The following is a 21556-nucleotide window of genomic DNA, read 5'->3' as shown; positions in this document are numbered from 1 at the left end:
ATGAAAAAAAGTATTTACCTACTCTCCCTTTTTATAGCGGTTGTTTATTGTAAAGAGGCGACCAACAAGACAATGAACACTGAAGTCTTAAAACAAGGAGACAGTATTACAAAACAAGTACAACAAGTTGCTGAATTTACCGGACAGCAAGTTACTGGTGTTACTGTGACTTCGACAGAACGAATTTTTGTGAACTTTCCTCGATGGAGAAAAGGAGTTGAAAACTCAGTGGTCGAAATCACTAAAGACAATCAAAAATTAGCCTACCCCGATGAAGAATGGAATTCCTGGGAAATTGGTAGCGCAGTTGAAGATCAAAAATTTATTGGTGTTCAATCTGTAGTGGCTTTTGAAAACAAACTGTATGTATTAGACACACGCAGTCCATTATTTGGTGCCGTTTTAGACGCACCTCGCCTTTTTGTCTTTAATCTAAGTAACGACAAATTAGAGAAAACCTATACATTACAAAAAGATAGTTACTACTCTAATTCTTATATTAACGATTTACGCGTTGATGCAAAAAACAATAAAATTTATTGCACTGATTCTGGCAGAGCTGGTTTAATCATACTGGATATGACTTCGGGAAAATCTACTAGAGTTTTAGACAATCATTTTTCCACAAAAGCAGAGCAATCCTATTTAACTTTCGACAACAAAAAATGGGAGAACACTATTAACTCTGACGGAATTGCGTTAGACACCAAAAATGACTTACTCTACTTTCATGCACTAACAGGCTACAGTTTATATTCTGTACCCACTAAAGGGTTGGCAAATTCAACTAATACGGAAGTAGAAAAATCAGTTAAATTAGTAGCGAAAACTGCAGCTCCTGATGGAATGATATTCGACGAAAATGGTACTTTATATTTTGCTGATTTAGAAAATAACAAAATTATGTACCGCAAACAAGATGGCAGTATTCACACCCTAGTGGAAGGTGAAAAAATCAGATGGGCTGACACGTTTAGTATCTATAACAACTACTTGTATTTCACCAACTCGAGAATTAATGAAGTTACAGCTGATATTTCAAATATGACTTTTACTTTGAATAAAATAAAATTAGCTAACAATTAAAGGAAGCGCAAATTGACTTAACTGCTAGGCCATTTTTCTACTTCAAAAACAACCAGACAGGAAGCCGCTTTTAAAGTAATTTATAGGTGGCTTTTTTATTGAAATAAGCGCTATAATATTATAAATTAGATATATACATCGCAGTACAAATACCAATAATATCTATGAAAACAAAGTACCTAATGATTATTATGAAGAACATTTAAAACTGAAGCCTTAGAAGAAGATACAATCGGTATAATGATAATTTACAAATCATAACTCTTTTCGCCTTATCAGTGTAACAATTACTAAAAACTAACGTCTTGTTAGCACAGTTAAACTTTTATCAATCCTAATGAAAACAGTCAATTTCGAAAGAATAAAGAGGTATCGTTATGGACAGATAGGTACATAAATGAACTTTAGATGATTAAAAATTAATTTACCCAGCATGAAAAAAATAATACTACCGCTTATTCTTTTGCTCGCCCTAACAGGAAAAGCACAAATGAAAGCAGACGATGTAAACACCTTTACTCTCAAAAACGGAATGAAAGTATTGGTTGTAGAAGACTTCTCTATCCCAAACGCTAATATGTATCTGTTTTACAAAGTAGGGAGCCGCAACGAATATCAAGGCATCACTGGTCTTTCTCATTTTTTTGAACATATGATGTTTAATGGTGCAAAAAAGTATGGTCCAAAACAATTTGACCAAACAATGGAATTCAATGGAGGGGCCAATAATGCCTATACCACTGAAAATGTTACCGTGTATACAGATTGGTTTCCTGCCTCAGCTGCTGCTGTTATATTTGACCTCGAAGCAGATCGCATTTCGAGCTTGAGTATTGATCCTAGCATTGTTGAAAGCGAAAGAGGTGTTGTATTGAGTGAACGTCGTACAGGTCTTGAAAATTCTCCTTGGCGACTGCTGTCGCAATCCATGCAGGCAACCGCCTTTCAAGAACATCCCTACCACTGGCCGGTGATGGGTTATGAAGATGATATGAAAAATTGGAACCAACAAGACTTGGAGCGTTATTTTAAAACATATTATGCACCAAATAACTGTGTTGTTGTCGTTAGTGGTGCTATCAAAACCGAAGAAGTAAAACGATTAGCACAGAAATATTTCGAACCAATTCCAGCTCAACCAGCACCACCGCAAGTCCATATTGTAGAACCAGTACAAACTGGCGAACGAAGAATCACAGTTCAAAAAGAAGTAGCTACTCCTTATCTTATGATTGGTTATCATACTCCTGAGACCAAACACGAGGATTACTACGCCTTAAATATTCTCAGTTCGATCCTTTCCAGTGGCAAATCATCCCGATTGTATGCTTCACTCGTAGATGAAAAACAGCTTGCTACGCAAGTATTTACAGATTATGGCGATAGCTTTGATCCTAATCTTTTCAATGTCTATGCTGTAGCCAATAAAAATGTAAATGAAACAGCTTTAGAGAATGCCATATATGCTGAGATTGAAAAAATAAAAAAAGAAGGCATTAGCGAAACAGAATTGCAAAAAGTAAAAAACCAAAAATTGATGGAGTTTTACGACCAAGTAGAAACCATCAACGGTAAGTCCAATAACATAGGTACTTATGAAGTGTTTTTTGGTGATTATAAAAAAATGTTTGATGCTCCAGCCAATTTCAATAAAACTACGATAGCTGATGTACAGAACGTAGCCAAAAAATATTTTACAAAAAGTAACCGAACAGTGGGAGTATTAAAAACAAATGTAGAAAACTAATTATATGAAGAGTATTAGCCAAAAAATCATAATGGTATGCCTACTTGTACTAACACAAATAAGCTTGTCCGCCCAAAGTTATAAATTACCGGATTACACTACTTTTAAATTAGCAAATGGCCTTACTGTTTTCCTGATGGAGCAGCATGACGTACCAGTCATCAGCGTATCTGCACTCATACCTGCAGGCGCGATTAATGATAAAGACAAATCTGGACTTGCTTCACTGACCGCAACAGCTTTAAAGCATGGCACTAAAAATTTCACAAAAGCAAAGTTAGATGAAGAACTCGATTTCATTGGTGCCAACGTCAGCACTTATGCATCTAAGGAATACTCCGGACTTTCCTCTCACTTTGCAACTAAAGATAAAGACAAGGTGCTGACTATTATTAAAGAAGTATTGCTTAACCCTGTTTTTGACTCTTCCGAATTTGAAAAAGAGAAAAGTAGGTTATTGGTTAGGTTAGAGCAGCAAAAAGAAAGTCCACAATCTGTTATAGGAGCTTACTTTGAGTCAATTCTATACGGAGACCATGTCTATGGGAATATAATAACTGGTAATCAGTCAACCGTGAGTAAATTAACAGTAAATGACCTCGGCACTTTTTACAAAATGAATTACAATCCGGACCATGCTGCGATCAGCGTAGTCGGTGATTTCAACAGCAAAGAAATGAAAGCTGCATTGACTGTCTTATTTTCGAAGTGGGAGAAATCGGTAAAAGAGGAAGAAAGTCCTGCTTCAAAAGCGATTGTCATCCCTCAAGAAAGCAGGGTGTTACTCGTAAATAAAGAAGATGCTAGGGAAACAACTTTTTATATCGGTGCGCCAGGAGTAAGTAGAAATAATCCGGATTATGTTGCCATTGAAGTGGTGAATACCCTTTTTGGCGGACGATTTACGTCTATGCTAAATGATGAATTGCGAGTAAATTCTGGTTTGACTTATGGGGCAAGCAGTCGATTTAATGCCTTAAAAAATGGAGGTTCATTCGCAATCAGCACTTTCACAGCCGAAAAAACTACAGAGCCAGCTATCGATAAAGCCTTGGAAGTCCTTAATAAGTTGCATAAAAATGGTATCGATGAAAAATCATTGGCTTCTGCTAAAAATTATGTAAAAGGACAGTTTCCCCCAGGATACGAAACTACCGAACAACAAGCCAGCTTACTGACACAAATGTTCTGGTATGATTTTGACAAATCTTTTATAAACAATTTTGAAAAAAATGTTAATGACTTGGATTTGGCAAAAGCCAACCAAATCATTGCTAAATATTTTCCTATAGACACCCTCCAATTTGTTTTTGTAGGAAAAGCAGATGAAATCAAAAACATTGCGAAAAAATATGGTAAAGTGACCGAAGTGGAAATAAAGGATGGCCCAAAGAGCGGACTTTAATTACGAGGACAATAAATTAGGTATTCCATGGCAAAAAATAAAGAGACATTTCATCAAATATTTTTTTCCTAACTAAGTACATTCTTACCAAATAGCCACAAAAGACCGCTTTTAAATTACTTTAAAAGCGGTCTTTTTTATTGAATTGATTGCCACTCTTCCTAAACTCTATATTCAAATTATACTAAAAAAGACCTAATCTTACCTGAGGTGCGCTCACTCCTATTTGTGTATTCACTGTAGTCCTATAAGCTCTATTTTCATAACGTGATTCTCGATATTCATAGTAATAATATCCTGCATGCTGATACCAGTACTCGCTATGATGACAATGACTGTCACAATAATTATAGTGCGCTGCGTAACCCTCTTTTTTACCTTGAAGATACGCTCGATGTGCTCTTCGATCATTTTTCTTTAATTCCTTTTCGTATTGTTTTTGTTCTTCCCAAAAGGTACGTTCCTCTGCTTTGCTTTTAACCTCTAGCTCTTGTTCATGTTGAGTATCTTCTAAACCTCGTCGCTGATAATAAGACATACTATTTTTTGTCTCTAATTGGGCTTGATCACTAGCTTTGGATTGTTGCGCTTTCATATGTGGCGCAAAAGAAAAAATCAATAGTATTAATGCCGCTTTAAATGTTTTCATAAATTTAAAATTAGTATTATTAGAATAGTATTTCATTGTTAACTTCACTAGTAAGACAACTGTAAACAAGTTTACCCTACCTTACTATTCACTAATTTTAAAAAACATTTATTTCAGGTGACTCTTCATAAAGTCAACTACCTCATCAAGTCGGTTGCTCCAAGGCCAAAAATACTGGGTAACCATCGGAACATGCTTTTTGTTCAATGGTATTACTTTAACTTCTGGCTGAAACGGATGCAAGGCATCGATAAAACGCTTGTTGGTTGTTTTGATGGAAGAATAAGTTTTATCACCTACATAAATTAAAAAAGGAGGCGTATTCTTGTCCAAGAAATAAATGGGTGAAGCATCCTGCCACTTAGCGGGTGAGCTAGTCCAGGTTGTTATATAGTTGTGTGCAGCAGTAGGTGGGTTTTCTTCTAAATAATATTTCATATCTAATCCAGCGGCATCATTCAAAATGATTCCAGAAATACTTTTAGGATCAATTCCATACTTGGGATTCATAACGGCCAATGCGCCCAGGTGTCCCCCTGCTGAATGTCCAGTTATAAAAACTCCATTTGGATTACCATTGAATTTACCGATACTGTCTTTCGTCCATTGAATTACAGCAGCAATTTGTTTGGCCATCCCGTTATAATCCGTATTTGGACTCAAAGTATAATCCGGAATAACAGTTACTACTCCCTTGCCTGCAAAGTTTCTTCCTAACAAATCATAAGTTCCTTTTCGTCCACTATTCCAGTAGCCTCCATGTACAAAAATCAACACGGGAAGCTGTTTTGTTTTTGAATTTCTGGGAACAAAAATATTCATTTTCGGTACCGCTATTGTGCTTTCTTTCGAAGGTGCTAAATATGAGGCATCCTTAATTTTTTTTGAGGCACAGCTGCCCAACAAAAAACTATTTAAGAGAACGAGTATAGCAATTTTATTACGCATGTTTTTTTTACAAATATATAAATTAAAGAAAAAGTAGTCGCCATTATTTCAAAAGGCTTTCCTGTGCTTTTATTCCTGATCAAATTAACTATTATGACCGCAGGAAGAAATGGAATTCATTAGCTTTGTAATTTAAAAGCAATAATTTAAAACGGATGCTTGTACCAACACTATCGCTAAAGCACCGGCAATAGCAACCGTGTTTGAAGAGACAGCTACGCTGCTTTTTTTTGGGATACAGACTTATACTTTATAATAAAATGAAAGACATGAAGCACACTATTTTAATCGTTACCGGTTTAGGAGATTCAGCAGAGACGCATTGGCAAAACTATTGGTTGCAGCATTTTGAAACTGCCCAAAAAGTGATTCAAAAGGATTGGGACAACCCTCTTTTAGAAGATTGGTTGGAAAGTCTCAAAACTGCAATCGAATCTGCAGAAGGCGAAATCATTATCGTTGCCCATAGCCTTTCCTGCTCACTGATCAGCCATTGGTCAAAAGAAAATAAAACCCATAAGATAGCCGGCGCTTTGCTTGTCGCACCCGCAGATGTAGATTCTCCAGAGCATACCCCTGAGCAAATCAGAAACTTCGCCCCCATTCCCTTATTAAAGCTTGATTATCCTTCCATTGTAATCACAAGTTCTAATGACCCCTACATTTCAGTAGAAAGAGCCGCGTTCCTGGCTGAAAAATGGGGAAGTTCCTTTATAAATATTGGAGAGAAAGGACATCTGAATTCCGAATCAGAATTGGAATATTGGGAAGAAGGACAAGAAATTCTGCAATCGTTAGTGCAAATAATAGAATCTAATAAATAAAAGCATCCTACGATTAATGTTACGACTGTTACCTTTACAGATAACTAAAACTACAGTCTACAGCTATAGCTAACTAATAAAATGACCTACCCGTTATTTAGCCTTTTGTACAAGCAAACGAAGTTTACCCTATATTTACTCATAAATTAGATGCATTTTATCCCCACTGTCAAGCACAGCTATTTCTAGGATATGGAAAGAATAAATAAAGTAGCTCAAATCACAGTACTGTTTTGGTTAATGAAAATTATCGCGACGACCTTAGGAGAAACTTTGGGTGATTATATAGCACAAACGCAACAGTTCGGCTATACAATTGCTCTACTTGTTACGCTACTTTTCTTTTTGGCGGTGCTATCCATTCAATTATTTACTGAAAAATATATTCCTGTTTTCTATTGGATGGTCATCATCGCGACAACAACGCTAGGGACAGAAATATCTGATTTCATTGACAGAAGCTTACACCTAGGATATAGTATTGGGAGTGTGATTTTGTTTTCCTGTTTAGCGTTTACATTGCTGCGTTGGCAACAAAAATTCAAGAATCTAAATGTATACCCCATTACTGACAGGAATAAGGAAATCTATTATTGGTTAACCATCCTTTTTTCAAATAGCTTAGGAACAGCTTTTGGAGATTATTTAAGTGATGTGGTTGGACTGACTTATTTGAACGGAGCTCTTGTTACGGCAGGCGTAATCCTGATTGTTGTAGCCTTACATTATGCCACAAAAATAAACCACATTCTGCTCTTTTGGGTCGCTTTCATTTTCACAAGACCTTTTGGTGCCACCTTCGGGGACTTTTTGACAAAACCGGTTGCAAAAGGAGGGTTAGACTTAGGAACTTTAGCCGCCTCACTGGTTTCACTGCTATTAATGACTATCCTTATAATTGTAGCCCATAAAAGACATAATGTAGTAAGTAAATAAACGGATAGTAAATCATTCAAATACTTCTAATAGCGGACTTTAATATCTAGGCAAAATGGAAAACAGCAAAATATTTATAAACTATATCGCGACATTTATTGAAATCATAGGGCGTATTACTATTTTCACGGGCGTACTTTATTCCCTTAGTAAGCTCCCTAGTGTCATTTTACAAAAGAAAACCAGAACCTTCTACTGAATTAATACAAACACTAGGCAAATGGATACTTTTAGTACTGGAAATATTAATCGCCTCAGACATAATGGCCATAGTAGCAACAGAGCCTACATTAGAATCAGTATCTGTTTTATGCTTAGTTGTAATTATCAGGACCATTATAAGCCTATCATTAGAGGCCGAACTCAAAAACGAATTTCCATGGCAAAAAAATAAAATCTAATAAATTAATAACTCTTTATCAAATAACCGTACTATGTTAGCAAGAAAAAATTGGCATGATAAACATTTTGAAACTTTAGGATTTGGGAGCCGCCTGGCTGATGCCGTGGCAAAAAGTATGGGATCCTGGAAATTCATAATTGTACAAACGATATTAGTCGTTCTTTGGATGACATTAAACCTTATTGCTTTTACTAAACATTGGGACGTCTACCCCTTTATTTTACTTAATCTGGTATTCTCAACACAAGCCGCTTATGCCGCTCCAATCATAATGATGGCCCAAAACAGACAAAACGAAAGAGACAGAACACAAGCCCAAGCAGATTACCAGACTAATGTAGATGCGAAACTTGAAATAGAAGCACTGACAAGAAAGCTAAATAGTATTGAAGTTGACAAATTAGACAAAATAATCAGAATGTTAGAACAATTGGAAAAACAGACTTAATTAAAGGAAAAAAACAACCAATCGGATTTTAATTGTTTCGTGATTTTTACTTAAAAAACGAAGCCCATTTAGCCCCTATCACTAAGGCATAAATGGGCTTTCTTTGTTATATGAAACTGTTAAATCCACTCCTTCCTATATATTTTAAAGTAATAATTACTCTTTTTACTTTGGTCGCAACCAAAAAAATAGAAATGCACCTGCAAAAACCAGGAAATTTTATTTTAAAGAAACCCCTTATTATTTTTAGTTAAAAAACCTCCTTTTTAAACTTATTTAGTTAATTAACAATTATTTACAGATTATATTTTTTAATTTTAATTTAAGAAAAAGGAAAATATTAATATTTAAAATCAATTATTATGGCAACTCCAACAGCAAAAAAAGTAGAAGTTACAAAAGCAAAAAAAAATGCAGCTCATGGATTGAGAGATTTATTTGAAGTGGGATTGAAAGATATTTATTATGCAGAAAAAGTATTGAGTAAAACACTTCCGAAAATGGCGAAAAATGCTTCCACTCCAGAATTGGTTACGACTTTAAATAAACATTTGACGGAAACAAACGAACACATTTCCCGTTTGGAAAAAATATTCGAAGTTACTGGTATTAAACCCGCTGCAAAAAAATGTGATGCGATGGAAGGGATACTAAAAGAGAGTGATGATATAATCAACAAAACAGATCAAGGTATTGTTCGTGATGCCAGTTTAATCGCTTCTGAACAAAAGATAAAACATTATCAAATTGCAACTTATGGTACTTTACACGCCTTTGCAAAAACAATGGGAGAAAACAAAGCAGCTGATTTATTAGCAATGACTCTTGATGAAGAGAAAAAAGCAGATGCTGTATTAACTAAGCTAGCGATGACTTCCATTAACAGCCAAGCTTTTAAAGCGGGTGCCCTCACAAATCCAAAGATGTAATTCTTGAACTAAAAACAAATTATATTAAAAGCCTGTTCTTTACAGGCTTTTTTTGTGGACACTATTCCAGTGCGAACCAATTGAACGAGTTTTAACTATTGAACGTTAATTATTTGCTTGTGTAACACAAGTTACTAATAAGCCTTTTCCTTTGTCTTACTTTTGCCTTATCAAATTAGAATAAAGCATAAATACAATTGAACAATAGGATTACTTTTCAGAGTAATTCAAACCCTATAAATTAAACAAAATGAGCTTAGAAAAAATAATCGAAGAAAATGAAGGGACTATTATAGATGTCCGTTCTTACGGTGAGTTTATGGGAGGTAACGTAGTGGGGATCCATTAACATTCCGTTAAATGAAATACCGGAAAGAGTCGAAGAATTAAAAAACTGAAAGCGCCTCTGGTACTATGTTGCGCCTCTGGAAACAGAAGCGGACAGGCGCAACAATTCCTTTCAGAACTTGGAATCGAATGTTACAATGGTGGTGGTTGGTTAGACGTAAATTATTATAAATCGCAAGCAACAAAGTAAGATGATAAACACATTAAAAAAAATATTTGGTCTAGGACCTAAAGTAGACTACGCTGATTTAGTAAAACAAGGGGCTGTAATTCTGGATGTTCGTAGCCCCGGAGAGTACAAACAGGGACACATAAAAGGTTCAATAAATGCTCCGTTAAATGATCTTTCAACACATATTGCAAAATTAAAAAAAGACGCTACTATTATTACCTGCTGTGCTTCAGGGATGAGAAGTGCTTCCGCAAAAAGCACTTTAAAATCGAATGGCTTTGCACAAGTACATAACGGCGGAGGCTGGAGTAGTTTACAAAAAAAAATATAATGAATATATAAACCTTATTAAATGATTGGCACTTCGTGCGTTTTGTCCATCTTACTCTTGGGGTTTATATTGGGATACAAACGTATCAAACCCAAAGTATTCTTTCCGGTCTTTTAGCCGGTTTTTTACTATACCAGGTCTTTACAAATTCTGGCTGCGGTGGAGCGTATGGTTGTGCACTACCGTTGAAGAAAAAGAATAATGACACTGCGGAGGATGTGGAGTATGAAGAAATAACCACAAAATAAATCATTTATTTTCTTATATGCACTACTCATGAAAAACATAGTCATAAAGTATCATTTGATACTGAAGCATTTAAAATACATGTATATAAAAAGCCCCAAATTGGGGCTTTTTATATTATTATCGTCTAAGAGTTAGCACGAAGAAATACCTACGCTGCATAATTAGTATTCGACACTAAAAACTATAAACCATTCAACAAATTAAATATTCATAAAAAATTACACTTCCATTTTTGGATAATGATTATATCCCTTAGCGGTAAAAATATAAAAGTAATTCCGCTTTGTTTAAAGGAACCTCTATCGTAAAGTGTTACACTAAATCAAGATTATCGTTAAAGTGCACTCCGTAAGATATGATATCAGCATCATCTGCCTCTATAACTTGATTGCCGGTTTCTTTGGTACACCCTTTATTAATAATTAGTTTAACTGAGATACGAACGTGGTAAAGCCACATCTATCAAAAATACCTGAAACGGTATCCAAAGCTTTTGAATCATGACCTTCCAAAAGAAATTCTTTTTCTGCCATCTTATCTGTAGAGACATTGATGATTTCTACAATTTTAGAATGAGGGAAAATAAGATCAAAACTCAGCTGGCGGCTTATCGATTTAGTAAAATCATCTTCATTTTCCATAATAATGATAATTTTTGCGGTAGCAACTTCCTTAATTTTTTCGATAGCATCTTGATCATTGACATAAATACCGGAAAGAATAATGATGTCTGCTTCCCAGCTTGCATTTACGGCACAATTCATTTTCTCGATATAGCCATGGCGATTTTGTGCCACAAGTCTCTCATGAATGTCTAAAAGTGCTTTTTCATTTTTGTCAAATAATAAAAGGTGGTAACGCTCCGATAATTCTTTGAGTATCGGAAAATTTCTTTCCTCGGAAGCACCAATCACGGCGATAGTTGTTACATTTTGCATTGTTCTTGTTTTTACTGATGCAAATATACAGCAGGAAGAAGCCTCGTTCCATTGAGATAGAACAAGAAATGCCATTGATCTAAATCAATTTTATTTACGAAGTGTAATTTGTTTCCTCACACGACTTAGCGTTTCCGGGGTGAGACCAAGGTAGGAAGCAATCATGTGTTGGGGCACAAGCGATATAATATCAGGGTAAGCGTTAGTGAGTTTAATGTATTTCTCTTCAGCAGTTGCAGTCAAAGCGGAATTTACTCTTACCTGCAAAGCAATATAGGCGTTTTCCAACAAAATTCTTTGGTAGCGTTCAAATACCGGTAGTGCATTCATTAATTCCTCTCTTGCAGCTACAGTTAACAACAACAGTTCCGAATCTTCAATGGCTTCAATCGTATAGGTTGAATGCTTCCCCATTAAAAAGCTCGACAAATCAGTGATCCACCAGCCCTCAAAAGCAAACTGCATGATGTGTTCATTTCCTTTTTCATCGGTAGTATACGAACGCAAAATACCTTTCTCAATAAAGGCATTATAAGTACAAACGTCCCCTTCTAATAGCAAAGTTTGTTTTTTCCGTAATTTCTTTGGAATAAAAAAAGTCTTACACACGTCAAACTCTTCTGCCGTTAGTGTAACTTTCTGGCCAATACTTCTTGATAATTGTTCATACATCTTCGCAAGATAATAATTACTAAATCAATTAAAAAAATCAACGGTAAAAATGATTACCCTAGAAAAACTAAATCCTAAAAAAGAGACCGTTACGACTCTTATTTCCGCCTAATGATGCCACAAATAGCCATTCTAACAAAATCAAAAATCATTTGTCTTACGGCAAAATAAAAATTACCTTTGGCGCAGTTTAACTTTTACACACAAAATGAAGCGTAACACACAACAATTAAAGGATTTAACTATCCAAGTAAGAAGAGATATCCTTCGAATGGTACATAATGTAAACTCAGGTCATCCGGGAGGATCTCTTGGTTGTACTGAATTTATGGTAACCTTATACCAAAATCTAATGGACCGAAAAGAAGGTTTTGATATGGACGGAATTGGAGAAGACCTTTTCTTCCTTTCAAATGGACATATCTCACCAGTTTTCTACAGCGTTTTGGCAAGAAGTGGTTATTTTCCAGTTTCGGAACTAGCTACCTTCCGTCTAATCAATTCAAGATTACAAGGACACCCAACTACTCACGACGCTTTACCAGGAGTTAGAATCGCATCTGGTTCTCTTGGACAAGGAATGTCTGTAGGTATTGGAGCTGCTCAAGCTAAAAAATTGAACAATGACAACCATTTAATTTATACCCTTCATGGTGACGGTGAATTGCAAGAAGGTCAAAACTGGGAAGCAATCATGTATGCCTCTGCTAAAAAAGTAGACAACCTTATTGCTACAATCGATTTGAACGGAAAACAAATTGATGGTTCTACTGATGAAGTTTTACCAATGGGAAGTATCCGAGCTAAATTTGAAGCTTTTGACTGGGATGTTCTTGACATCAAAGAAGGAAACAACATCGAAGCTATCTTAGCTGGGATGACGGAAGCAAAATCCAGAACAGGAAAAGGTAAACCAGTTTGTGTGCTATTGCATACTGAAATGGGGAGTGGTGTGGATTTCATGATGCATACTCATGCTTGGCACGGAAAAGCACCCAATGATGCTCAACTGGAAAATGCTTTGGCACAAAACAACAATACAGGAGGAGAATTAGACTATTAAGAATTAAGATTGTTGATTACTAATTTCTGAATACAGAATTTTTAATATTTCAATTTTTTCATCTTTCAATTAAAAAAATAATGAAAAACTATATAAACACAGGAAGTAAAGATACGCGTTCCGGTTTTGGAGCGGGAATGACTGAGCTAGGTCAGAAAAACGAAAACGTGGTGGCACTTTGTGCTGATTTAATTGGATCGTTAAAATTTGACGATTTTAAGAAAAATCACCCAGAGCGTTTTTTCCAAATCGGAATTGCGGAAGCAAACATGATTGGAATTGCCGCAGGATTAACCATTGGAGGTAAAATTCCTTTTACAGGAACTTTCGCAAACTTTTCTACAGGAAGAGTATATGACCAAATTCGTCAATCAGTTGCTTACTCTGATAAAAACGTGAAAATCTGTGCTTCACACGCCGGTTTAACATTAGGAGAAGATGGTGCTACACACCAAATACTGGAAGACATCGGTTTAATGAAAATGCTACCTGGAATGACGGTAATCAACACCTGTGATTACAATCAAACGAAAGCAGCTACTTTAGCGCTTGCCGATCATCATGGACCAGCTTATTTGCGTTTTGGACGTCCTGTTGTCCCTAACTTTATGCCTGCTGACGAAGCTTTTGTAATTGGGAAAGCAATCATGCTAAGCGAAGGAACAGACGTAACAATCGTAGCGACTGGGCACCTAGTTTGGGAAGCACTTATAGCCGCTGAAGCATTAGAAGCAAAAGGAATTTCTGCTGAAGTAATCAACATACATACAATCAAACCATTGGACGAAGAAGCAATTCTAAAATCTTTGGCTAAAACAAAATGTATCGTTACTGCCGAAGAGCACAACATCCTTGGTGGTCTTGGCGAAAGCGTATCAAGAGTATTAGCATTGAACAATCCTGCTCCACAAGAGTTTGTTGCGGTTAATGACAGCTTTGGAGAATCAGGAACACCGGCACAATTAATGGAAAAATACAAATTAAACAATCAAGCGATTGTTGAAGCTGTAGAAAGAGTTATCAAAAGAAAATAACCTTCTTTTTTTATGATAAAAAAAACCCCATTCGCTATGCGAATGGGGTTTTTTATTTATCACCAAATTTTATTAGTGACAATTTTTATCTAAATGTTTTTTTAATCTCGCCGGATCGGCAGTATTACCACTACAACTTGGAATATCAGCAAAAAGATAAGACAATCCGGTTGCAGGATTCTTAATTTCAATTTTTGTCCCATAGCCATCACCGTCATCATCAACATCTGCAAAGTTAGGGATACCATCTCCATCGGTATCATCAGGATTCAATACACCAGTTGCCAAAATTCTCACATAACCATCTCCATTAATGTCCTCTTGATAAGAAGGTACTCCATCGTTATCTTGATCTAATCGTTGCAGTGCATATAATTTAAAGCTAAACACTAAAGGTGAATAAGAAGGAATAGTGCCACTTCCCGAGGCATAATAACCCAACCCGGAAGGAATAAACATTACTCCCGCACCAAAATCCTTATGCGTTACTGTTCCATCAGCGTCGTTTGGTTGTGAAGTACCTGTCTTGAACTGCGGGAAAATCTCACTCCAACCTTTTATAGTGCTAAACAAGCTTAACATTTGCTGTGGATACTTCACTTCTTCAAACTGCGTAGCCGTTAATGTAGTAACACTTGATGCCAAAGTTTGCTCTAAATAATCACCTTTATAAGATGCTAAAACGGCATCTACATTACAAGGCGCAGTACCCGTTCCTTCTCTTAATACCAAATAATACAATTTATAAGTAATATCATGAAGGTTTACATCTCTACTCAACAATTTCGGGAAAGTTGATTTGCCGTTATAAGACATAATAGAAGGTTGAGTTCCTCCAACAGGAATCTTAGTAAATTCTACATCCTGATCATTAGGAGCTCCTGGGTTATCAGTAACCGTAATATAGTATGTTTTTAAATATTCTTCAATATCTGTAATGTCTGTAGTGTATTGTACCGCAAAATCTCTTGGCGGAGTAACTTCGGCTGAATCATTATTTTTTGAACATGAAAATAAAGAGAGTGTTGTAATTGATAAAATAAAATAATACTTAAATTTGTTCATTATAGCTGATTTTTAAGTGCGCAAGATACAATATTGATTGATTTTTGTAAACTATTTAACTCCGATTTTAGAATTATTATGAGAATAGATAAATATTTATGGTGTGTCCGATATTACAAGACCAGAAACATGGTAACAGAAGCATGTAAAAAAAATCATGTCACTGTAAACGGCCTTGTTGCCAAACCATCAAAGGAGGTTTTCCCGACTGATAAAATCACCTTTAGAAAAGACCAAATCACGCAAATCCTGACCGTAATAGACATTCCGGAAAGCCGTGTAGGGGCAAAACTGGTTGATATGTACAGAAGAAATGACACTTCTGCAGAGGCATACCAGCATCTGGAACTATTGAAATTATCAAAGCAGCATTATCGAAAAAATGGTACCGGAAGACCTACCAAAAAAGATAGAAGAGATATCGACGAGTTTGGAAATGAAATAAAAACCGAGGGAGACGAAGATAAGTAGTTTCAACGCTTTTACTCTTCTTAAACCTCACTTTAAACTAAAAAAATGAGCAAAAATATCATTTTAACCAATCAAGAAATTGAACATAAAATAAAGAGAATAGCCTACCAGATCTATGAGACGTTTGTAGATGAAAATGAAGTTGTTCTTGCCGGAATTGCAAGCAATGGATTCGTTTTTGCAGAAAAAATAGCCAAAGAGCTGCAAAGCATTTCTACCTTAAAAGTTTCGCTGTGCGAAGTTACAATCAACAAAATCAACCCAGAACTGTCAGTACAGACCTCTCTGACAAAAGAAGAATATGCAAACAAGGGATTAATCCTTGTAGATGATGTCTTAAACTCAGGAACTACTTTAATCTATGCTATTAGGCACTTTTTAGATGTTCCATTGAAAAAATTCAAGACAGCGGTTCTAGTAGATAGGAATCATAAAAAGTATCCCGTAAAAGCCGATTTCAAAGGAATTTCGCTATCCACATCACTATTAGAACACGTTCAGGTCGTTTTTGATGAAAACGAAAATAGCTATGCCTATTTAAGTTAAAATTGCAAGAACGTCCGAAACCGTCTGATCGACAGTTTTACCATCCACAGCAACCTTATATTGCGCCTGATTGTAATAAAAACTTCTTTCAAAAAGATGCACAGCAATAAACTCCTTCATTTCAGCATCACTTTTGCTGGCAAGTAGGGGTCTTTTGCTTTTATTAGCAACCAATCTATTATATAAGGTATCAATTGATGCTCTCAAATAGATCGACAGTACATTTTCACCATTTAACAGTTCGTGGTTATTGGCATAACAGGGAGTTCCTCCACCAAGGCCAATAATCATATCCCCGGGAGCATTTAATAAATCCACAAAAGCTTCATGCTCCATCTTCCTAAATTTGATTTCGCCCTGCTGTTCAAAAATAGCATTTATCGATAAACTCGCTTTTTCTTCAATATATTTGTCCAAATCGACGAACGGCACCCTTATGATTGTCGACAGTGCCTGAGCAATGGTAGACTTCCCGCAGCCCATATAACCTAATAATATAATTTTTCTCATAGAATAAAACCTTCTAAACTAAGGCGTTAAGATTTATTGTTAAAAAAAGACAAATTTAAACTAAAAATACTTGGAAAACTCCAAATTAAGTCCTTATATTTGCACCCGCATTCAAGGCAAGAATATGACTCGATAGCTCAGTTGGTAGAGCACATCACTTTTAATGATGGGGTCCTGGGTTCGAGCCCCAGTCGGGTCACAATTTAAGTGATCAACACATAATTTCCTTGAAGCATTGACTCGATAGCTCAGTTGGTAGAGCACATCACTTTTAATGATGGGGTCCTGGGTTCGAGCCCCAGTCGGGTCACTAAAAGGTCGAGTAATTTATTACTTGACCTTTTTTATTTTTAGGCCACGTGGAGAAACGGTAGACTTGCCAGCTTGAGGGGCTGGTGCTCGCAAGGGCGTGTGGGTTCGAATCCCACCGTGGTCACTATTTACTAGTAATTAATAGCTAAAAGCACCCAATCGGGTGCTTTTTTTATATCTACTAGTTAAAATATACATATCAATAGTGATACTTACTAGTTTATGATTACATTTGGTCGGACAAATGTCGGACAAACAATAATTTAATAGTAACCTTTTAAAAGTAAAAGTAATGGCAACAATCAATTTAATCCTAAGGACAAAAAAGAATCCTGCAAACATATATGCTCGGTTCACAAATTCAAGATCGCTGGACATAACAGTTTCGACAGGCGTATTTGTCGATCCAAGTGTATGGGATAAGAGAAATCAAAAAATTAGAAATGTAATTACAGTTCAAAATCGAGATGAATTAAACTCCACTCTTGCTAAGCTAAAAATTAATATTATAGATGAATTTAATAGCTCATATACTCAGGGCAAATTGATCACACAAGACTGGCTTAAAGACATTATTTCAAAGTTCTTTTTAAGACCAAAACACGAAATCAAAAAAATAAATCTAAACCATCATATATACTTGACTGATTTTGCTACTTGGTGGCTAGAAGAAAAAGCCCCTAAATGGAAGGTAAAAGCGGGGAAATATATGGATGCTAAAACCAAAAAGCATTACAAAATACTTAACGACATCATTATTCGATTTGAAGGTAGAAATAAAATTAAACTTAGAGAGATTGATAACGATTTATTAAGTGATTTTTCCGAGTTCCTTACCAATGAAAAATACGCGGAAATCACGGCAAAAAGAATGGTGGGAAGATTCAAGTTTTTTTGCACCAGATCAGAAGAATTGGGATTTGAAGTAAACAGCAACTACAAACAAACAGTATTCGTGGCCAAAGACGAAGAGGAATACAAACACCCGTATTTAAGCGTCGATGAAATCAATAAGGTATTCAAGTTAGATTTAAGCCACGATAATACCTTGGAAAACGTGAGAGATAATTTTATAATTGGCTTATGGACCGGTTTACGCGTATCTGACTTTTTAACTAGACTTAAAATAGAAGATTTAAAAGATGATTACATTAACATAAAGACTCTGAAGACCGGGACTTGGGTTTCACTACCTATACACGATCACATTCAAACCATACTAAATAAAAGAGGTGGTTTCTTCCCTTCAAAAATATCTGAGCCGAAGTTTAATAAACATATTAAAACGATTTGCCAATTAGTAGATATAGATGAAGAAATGATTGGTGGAGTAACCGAGGTCGACGAGAAAACAAAAACCAAAAGAAAGAAGGTTAAAGTATATAAAAAGCACGAGCTCGTAACCAGTCATATCTGTAGAAGAAGTTTTGTAACAAACCATATTGGTAAAATACCTAATTCAGAACTTTGCAAACTTGGTGGATGGGCAACAGAAGATATGATGCTACACTACGTAAAATCAACAAGCAGACAATCCGCTAATGAACTTAAAAAATATTGGGATGGGTTAAAAATTAATAGTAATAGCAAATAGTAATAATAAATCAATACTTTAGCAATAAAAAATAATTTAAATTAGAAAAAAATGGACCCTAATAAAAGATTAACAGACCCTGAAATACTTCTACAAATTATAAACGCTGTAAGACTTACTAAAAATGGTTTCGCTACTAAATGTAAATACAAATCAGCTATGAGTATATACAATGTATTAGAAGGAAGAAATGGAATATCCGATGATATGGCTGCCCGAATTACTCAAACCTTCCCTGAGGTCAATTACAAGTTTATAATAACTGGCGAAGGGGAAGTTCTAAATGCAGAGGTATCACCTGTACAAAGACCAATATATCCAAACACCAACGATAAACCAAAAGGAACACTCGAAGATTTTGCTTCTGTCCCTGACACTTTACTCCGAATAGAAAAACTACTAGAGGAACTATTAAAAAAATATTAATATTTTATTTATATAATATTGATATTCTATTAATAGTTTATACATTTGCAAATATCAATGCGAGTGGAAATCGGATTTGATTATCTGATTTCTCAACATTGAATTGAATAAGATAACCCGATAACAAAGCCTCCACTCCTTTGTTATACGGGTTTTTTTTATGTCTAATATTTAAATAACATAAGCAAATGATAATATCAACGTACAAGAATTTCGGAACAAAATTAAAAGACGATAATATTCTTAATGTTCTCCAGGACATAATAGACGGTAAATATCAAAGTCAAATAAATTCTATTCGTTATGCAATGCAATCAGGCAAAGAGAAACGAGCAGATGAATTAAAAAGCGAGTTACCTGCCTTTACTACATCTGGTACATTTGATCAGCAAAGAAAAACAGAGTTTTTAAAAACTTATTCTCAAATCGTAAACCTCGATTTCGACCATATCCCTATAGATAAATTAGACAATCTTGCGGCTATTATAAACGATTGCAAGTTTACACTTGCTTCGTTTGTTAGCCCAAGGGGGGAAGGCATCAAAGTATTTATTAAAATCAATTCTAATGCAGACAAACACGTGCTTGCTTACAATCAGGTCGCTAATTATTATAAAGGACTTACAGGTTTTGATTTTGATCCAAAATGCAAGGATATTACCAGATTATGTTTTGTTTCTTATGATCCAAATACATTTGTAAATCAAGATTCAAAAATTTTTAAGGTAGCAGATGAAGTAACTAAAATAACCACAAAAGTTGAAAAGGATAAAACCCCTAATCTTTCTATTGATGATTTACTGGATAAATGCTTAAAATTCACGGAGCAAAAAGAACAATATCAAACTGGCAATCGGAACAATTTCATTTATCTGTTTGCATCTAATACCAATCGAATCGGGATAGACGAAGCTGATGTACTAGACTATTGCATTACTAATTTTGATTTAGGGGAGAAAGAAATTAATAGTTCGATCAACAGCGCTTACAAAAATCAGATTGCAGACTTTGCAAAGTATGCCAAGTACGCAAACCTGCAAACTAACGAAGTAGTGACAAAAAAGGATTCAGTTTTAAAGCCAATAGTAGAGGAAGAAGATTATCTAAAACATACACCTATAATCCCGCAATCAGTTTATGACAATCTACCTCCTATATTATTCGAAAGCTGTCAAGTATTCAGAGAGAATAGAGCAAAAGACACCTTTCTAACAGGAGCACTAGCCATTCTTTCGGGTTGTTTACCCAATGTTTCGGGCTTATATAGTGGAGATGTAGTCTATCCAAGTCTATTTTCTTTCATATTAGCGCCAGCTGCGTCAGGAAAAGGAGCGTTGAAATTTGCTAAAGCTTTAGGAGATAAGTACCACAATACACTACTAGAAGAATCTAAAGAAGCTCGAAAAATATACGAAGAAGATCAAGCAGCTTACAAATTGCTAAAAAGCAAAAACAAACTAGAGCCTAATCAAGCAATGCCAGTAGAGCCAAAGTTTAAAGTAGTTTTTATTCCTGCCAATACCAGTAATGCTAAAATAATTCAGCATTTAGACTGGAACGAAGGTAGAGGTATTATTTGCGAAACAGAAGCCGATACTTTAGGGCAGACCTTTAAAAATGATTGGGGTTCCTATTCTGATATGCTGCGCAAATCCTTTCATAATGAAAAAATATCTGTTAGTCGTAAAACAGATGGGGAGTTTATAGAAGTGAACAATCCGCAACTTTCTGTAGCGCTCTCAGGTACGCCAAAACAAGTTTTTAATATCATTGCATCGGCAGAAGATGGTTTATTTAGTCGTTTTATATTTTATGTATTCAAAACAGATGCTGTTTGGCTAGATCCTTCCCCCAAGGGCAATCCAGTTAATTTGACTGACTATTTCAAAACACAATCTAATCAAGTGTTTAAAATGGTAGAATTTTTCGAAAGAGACGAAATGATAGTATCATTAACAGAGGAACAATGGGATAGATTCAATCCTATTTTCAGTGATTATTTAATACAAATAAGCACATTTGTTAGTGATGACGCTCAAAGTGTAGTGAAGCGATTAGGAATCATTTTATTTCGATTGTGTATGATATTTACAGCCATTCGAAAGTTTGACACAAACGATCATCACAAAGAAGTATATTGCTCTGATATTGATTTTGAAACCGCTTTAACACTAATAAAAACTTATTTGCAGCATAGCATTATTATGTTCGAAAACTTACCGAAACAAGAAGAAGGTGGAGTTTTTAAGTCAGGGCAAAACAAAAAATTATTCTTTGATGCACTACCGCAACGATTTACACGTGGAGAAGCGATTGAATTAGCTAAGAATTTCAATATAGCCGAAAGATCAGCGGGAACATTCCTTAAATCCTGCTTAGGCAAATACTTAAAACAGCCTGAATATGGGGTATATGAAAAGATTTAGTCTTTTTACGTTATGAAGAAGACT

23 protein-coding genes and 3 tRNA genes are annotated in these 21556 nt (G+C 35.4%); 20 read left to right on the top strand and 6 right to left on the bottom strand.

The window, feature by feature from the left end:
- From CXF59_RS05065 to CXF59_RS05055, 3 genes are all read left to right on the top strand, one after another.
- Positions 1 to 1086: an L-dopachrome tautomerase-related protein gene (locus CXF59_RS05065; protein ID WP_101136709.1), complete on the top strand. Its 1086-nt coding sequence runs from the start codon at positions 1 to 3 to the stop codon at positions 1084 to 1086.
- Positions 1087 to 1519: 433 nt separating this feature from the next.
- A complete protein-coding gene (locus CXF59_RS05060) occupies positions 1520 to 2833 on the top strand; it encodes a pitrilysin family protein (protein ID WP_101136707.1) in 1314 nt (437 codons plus the stop codon).
- Between the two features lie 4 nt (positions 2834 to 2837).
- Complete coding sequence (locus CXF59_RS05055; RefSeq protein ID WP_232758661.1) at positions 2838 to 4238, top strand: pitrilysin family protein; 1401 nt, start codon at positions 2838 to 2840, stop codon at positions 4236 to 4238.
- Positions 4239 to 4422: 184 nt separating this feature from the next.
- Here the strand turns inward: CXF59_RS05055 and CXF59_RS05050 are convergent, their stop codons facing one another.
- Positions 4423 to 4887, bottom strand: coding sequence for a hypothetical protein (locus tag CXF59_RS05050; protein WP_232758658.1), 465 nt, complete (start codon positions 4885 to 4887; stop codon positions 4423 to 4425).
- 108 nt (positions 4888 to 4995) lie between these two features.
- Positions 4996 to 5835 (bottom strand): alpha/beta hydrolase, encoded by an 840-nt coding sequence (locus tag CXF59_RS05045; protein ID WP_101136702.1) that lies wholly within the window; start codon positions 5833 to 5835, stop codon positions 4996 to 4998.
- A 269-nt stretch (positions 5836 to 6104) separates the two neighbouring features.
- On the opposite strand from CXF59_RS05045, the gene CXF59_RS05040 reads away from it, so the two are divergent.
- The 7 genes from CXF59_RS05040 (at position 6105) to CXF59_RS05005 (ending at position 10474) form a co-directional block, all read left to right on the top strand.
- On the top strand, positions 6105 to 6659 hold the full coding sequence (locus tag CXF59_RS05040) for an alpha/beta hydrolase (RefSeq protein ID WP_101136774.1): 555 nt from the start codon (positions 6105 to 6107) through the stop codon (positions 6657 to 6659).
- 192 nt (positions 6660 to 6851) lie between these two features.
- Positions 6852 to 7595 carry a hypothetical protein gene (locus tag CXF59_RS05035; RefSeq protein WP_101136700.1) on the top strand — a complete coding sequence of 248 codons (744 nt, stop codon included), beginning with the start codon at positions 6852 to 6854 and terminating at the stop codon, positions 7593 to 7595.
- 161 nt (positions 7596 to 7756) lie between these two features.
- On the top strand, positions 7757 to 7996 hold the full coding sequence (locus CXF59_RS15670) for a DUF1622 domain-containing protein (RefSeq protein WP_157824521.1): 240 nt from the start codon (positions 7757 to 7759) through the stop codon (positions 7994 to 7996).
- 33 nt (positions 7997 to 8029) lie between these two features.
- Complete coding sequence (locus CXF59_RS05025; RefSeq protein ID WP_101136697.1) at positions 8030 to 8446, top strand: DUF1003 domain-containing protein; 417 nt, start codon at positions 8030 to 8032, stop codon at positions 8444 to 8446.
- Positions 8447 to 8808: 362 nt separating this feature from the next.
- Entirely contained in the window at positions 8809 to 9375 is a 567-nt protein-coding gene (locus tag CXF59_RS05020; protein WP_101136695.1) for a ferritin-like domain-containing protein, read from the top strand.
- Positions 9376 to 9914: 539 nt separating this feature from the next.
- Positions 9915 to 10226, top strand: a complete 312-nt coding sequence (locus CXF59_RS05010; RefSeq protein WP_101136693.1) for a rhodanese-like domain-containing protein — start codon at positions 9915 to 9917, stop codon at positions 10224 to 10226.
- A 35-nt stretch (positions 10227 to 10261) separates the two neighbouring features.
- Positions 10262 to 10474 (top strand): hypothetical protein, encoded by a 213-nt coding sequence (locus CXF59_RS05005; protein WP_101136692.1) that lies wholly within the window; start codon positions 10262 to 10264, stop codon positions 10472 to 10474.
- A gap of 423 nt (positions 10475 to 10897) precedes the next feature.
- Here CXF59_RS05005 and CXF59_RS05000 read toward each other — a convergent pair whose 3' ends face one another.
- Positions 10898 to 11413: a hypothetical protein gene (locus CXF59_RS05000; protein ID WP_101136690.1), complete on the bottom strand. Its 516-nt coding sequence runs from the start codon at positions 11411 to 11413 to the stop codon at positions 10898 to 10900.
- Positions 11414 to 11503: 90 nt separating this feature from the next.
- Positions 11504 to 12085, bottom strand: a complete 582-nt coding sequence (locus CXF59_RS04995) for a Crp/Fnr family transcriptional regulator (RefSeq protein WP_101136688.1) — start codon at positions 12083 to 12085, stop codon at positions 11504 to 11506.
- Positions 12086 to 12293: 208 nt separating this feature from the next.
- On the opposite strand from CXF59_RS04995, the gene CXF59_RS04990 reads away from it, so the two are divergent.
- Positions 12294 to 13148 (top strand): transketolase, encoded by an 855-nt coding sequence (locus CXF59_RS04990; RefSeq protein ID WP_101136687.1) that lies wholly within the window; start codon positions 12294 to 12296, stop codon positions 13146 to 13148.
- An 80-nt stretch (positions 13149 to 13228) separates the two neighbouring features.
- Positions 13229 to 14182 carry a transketolase family protein gene (locus CXF59_RS04985; protein ID WP_101136685.1) on the top strand — a complete coding sequence of 318 codons (954 nt, stop codon included), beginning with the start codon at positions 13229 to 13231 and terminating at the stop codon, positions 14180 to 14182.
- Positions 14183 to 14254: 72 nt separating this feature from the next.
- Here CXF59_RS04985 and CXF59_RS04980 read toward each other — a convergent pair whose 3' ends face one another.
- A complete protein-coding gene (locus CXF59_RS04980; RefSeq protein WP_101136683.1) occupies positions 14255 to 15247 on the bottom strand; it encodes an FKBP-type peptidyl-prolyl cis-trans isomerase in 993 nt (330 codons plus the stop codon).
- Positions 15248 to 15325: 78 nt separating this feature from the next.
- On the opposite strand from CXF59_RS04980, the gene CXF59_RS04975 reads away from it, so the two are divergent.
- Both CXF59_RS04975 and CXF59_RS04970 read left to right on the top strand, forming a co-directional pair.
- The gene (locus tag CXF59_RS04975; protein ID WP_101136682.1) at positions 15326 to 15718 is read left to right on the top strand and encodes an RNA-binding S4 domain-containing protein; all 393 of its coding nucleotides are present in this window, start codon (positions 15326 to 15328) and stop codon (positions 15716 to 15718) included.
- Between the two features lie 45 nt (positions 15719 to 15763).
- A complete protein-coding gene (locus CXF59_RS04970) occupies positions 15764 to 16264 on the top strand; it encodes a phosphoribosyltransferase domain-containing protein (protein WP_101136680.1) in 501 nt (166 codons plus the stop codon).
- Here the strand turns inward: CXF59_RS04970 and CXF59_RS04965 are convergent.
- Positions 16256 to 16774, bottom strand: coding sequence for a shikimate kinase (locus CXF59_RS04965; RefSeq protein ID WP_101136679.1), 519 nt, complete (start codon positions 16772 to 16774; stop codon positions 16256 to 16258). The genes CXF59_RS04970 and CXF59_RS04965 overlap by 9 nt on opposite strands.
- Positions 16775 to 16900: 126 nt before the next feature.
- On the opposite strand from CXF59_RS04965, the gene CXF59_RS04960 reads away from it, so the two are divergent.
- The 6 genes from CXF59_RS04960 (at position 16901) to CXF59_RS04935 (ending at position 21532) form a co-directional block, all read left to right on the top strand.
- Positions 16901 to 16973: transfer RNA gene (locus tag CXF59_RS04960), tRNA-Lys, on the top strand.
- A 38-nt stretch (positions 16974 to 17011) separates the two neighbouring features.
- A tRNA-Lys gene (locus CXF59_RS04955) sits at positions 17012 to 17084 on the top strand.
- A 43-nt stretch (positions 17085 to 17127) separates the two neighbouring features.
- Positions 17128 to 17210 (top strand) — tRNA-Leu (locus CXF59_RS04950).
- A gap of 168 nt (positions 17211 to 17378) precedes the next feature.
- Positions 17379 to 18680: a phage integrase SAM-like domain-containing protein gene (locus CXF59_RS04945; protein ID WP_101136677.1), complete on the top strand. Its 1302-nt coding sequence runs from the start codon at positions 17379 to 17381 to the stop codon at positions 18678 to 18680.
- A gap of 51 nt (positions 18681 to 18731) precedes the next feature.
- Entirely contained in the window at positions 18732 to 19106 is a 375-nt protein-coding gene (locus CXF59_RS04940) for a hypothetical protein (protein ID WP_101136675.1), read from the top strand.
- A 188-nt stretch (positions 19107 to 19294) separates the two neighbouring features.
- The gene (locus tag CXF59_RS04935; RefSeq protein ID WP_101136673.1) at positions 19295 to 21532 is read left to right on the top strand and encodes a DUF3987 domain-containing protein; all 2238 of its coding nucleotides are present in this window, start codon (positions 19295 to 19297) and stop codon (positions 21530 to 21532) included.
- Positions 21533 to 21556 lie beyond the last annotated feature (24 nt).

Source organism: Flavobacterium sp. ALD4, from assembly GCF_002836475.1.
GTDB lineage: Bacteria > Bacteroidota > Bacteroidia > Flavobacteriales > Flavobacteriaceae > Flavobacterium.
This window is presented reverse-complemented; position numbering and strand designations above follow the sequence as displayed.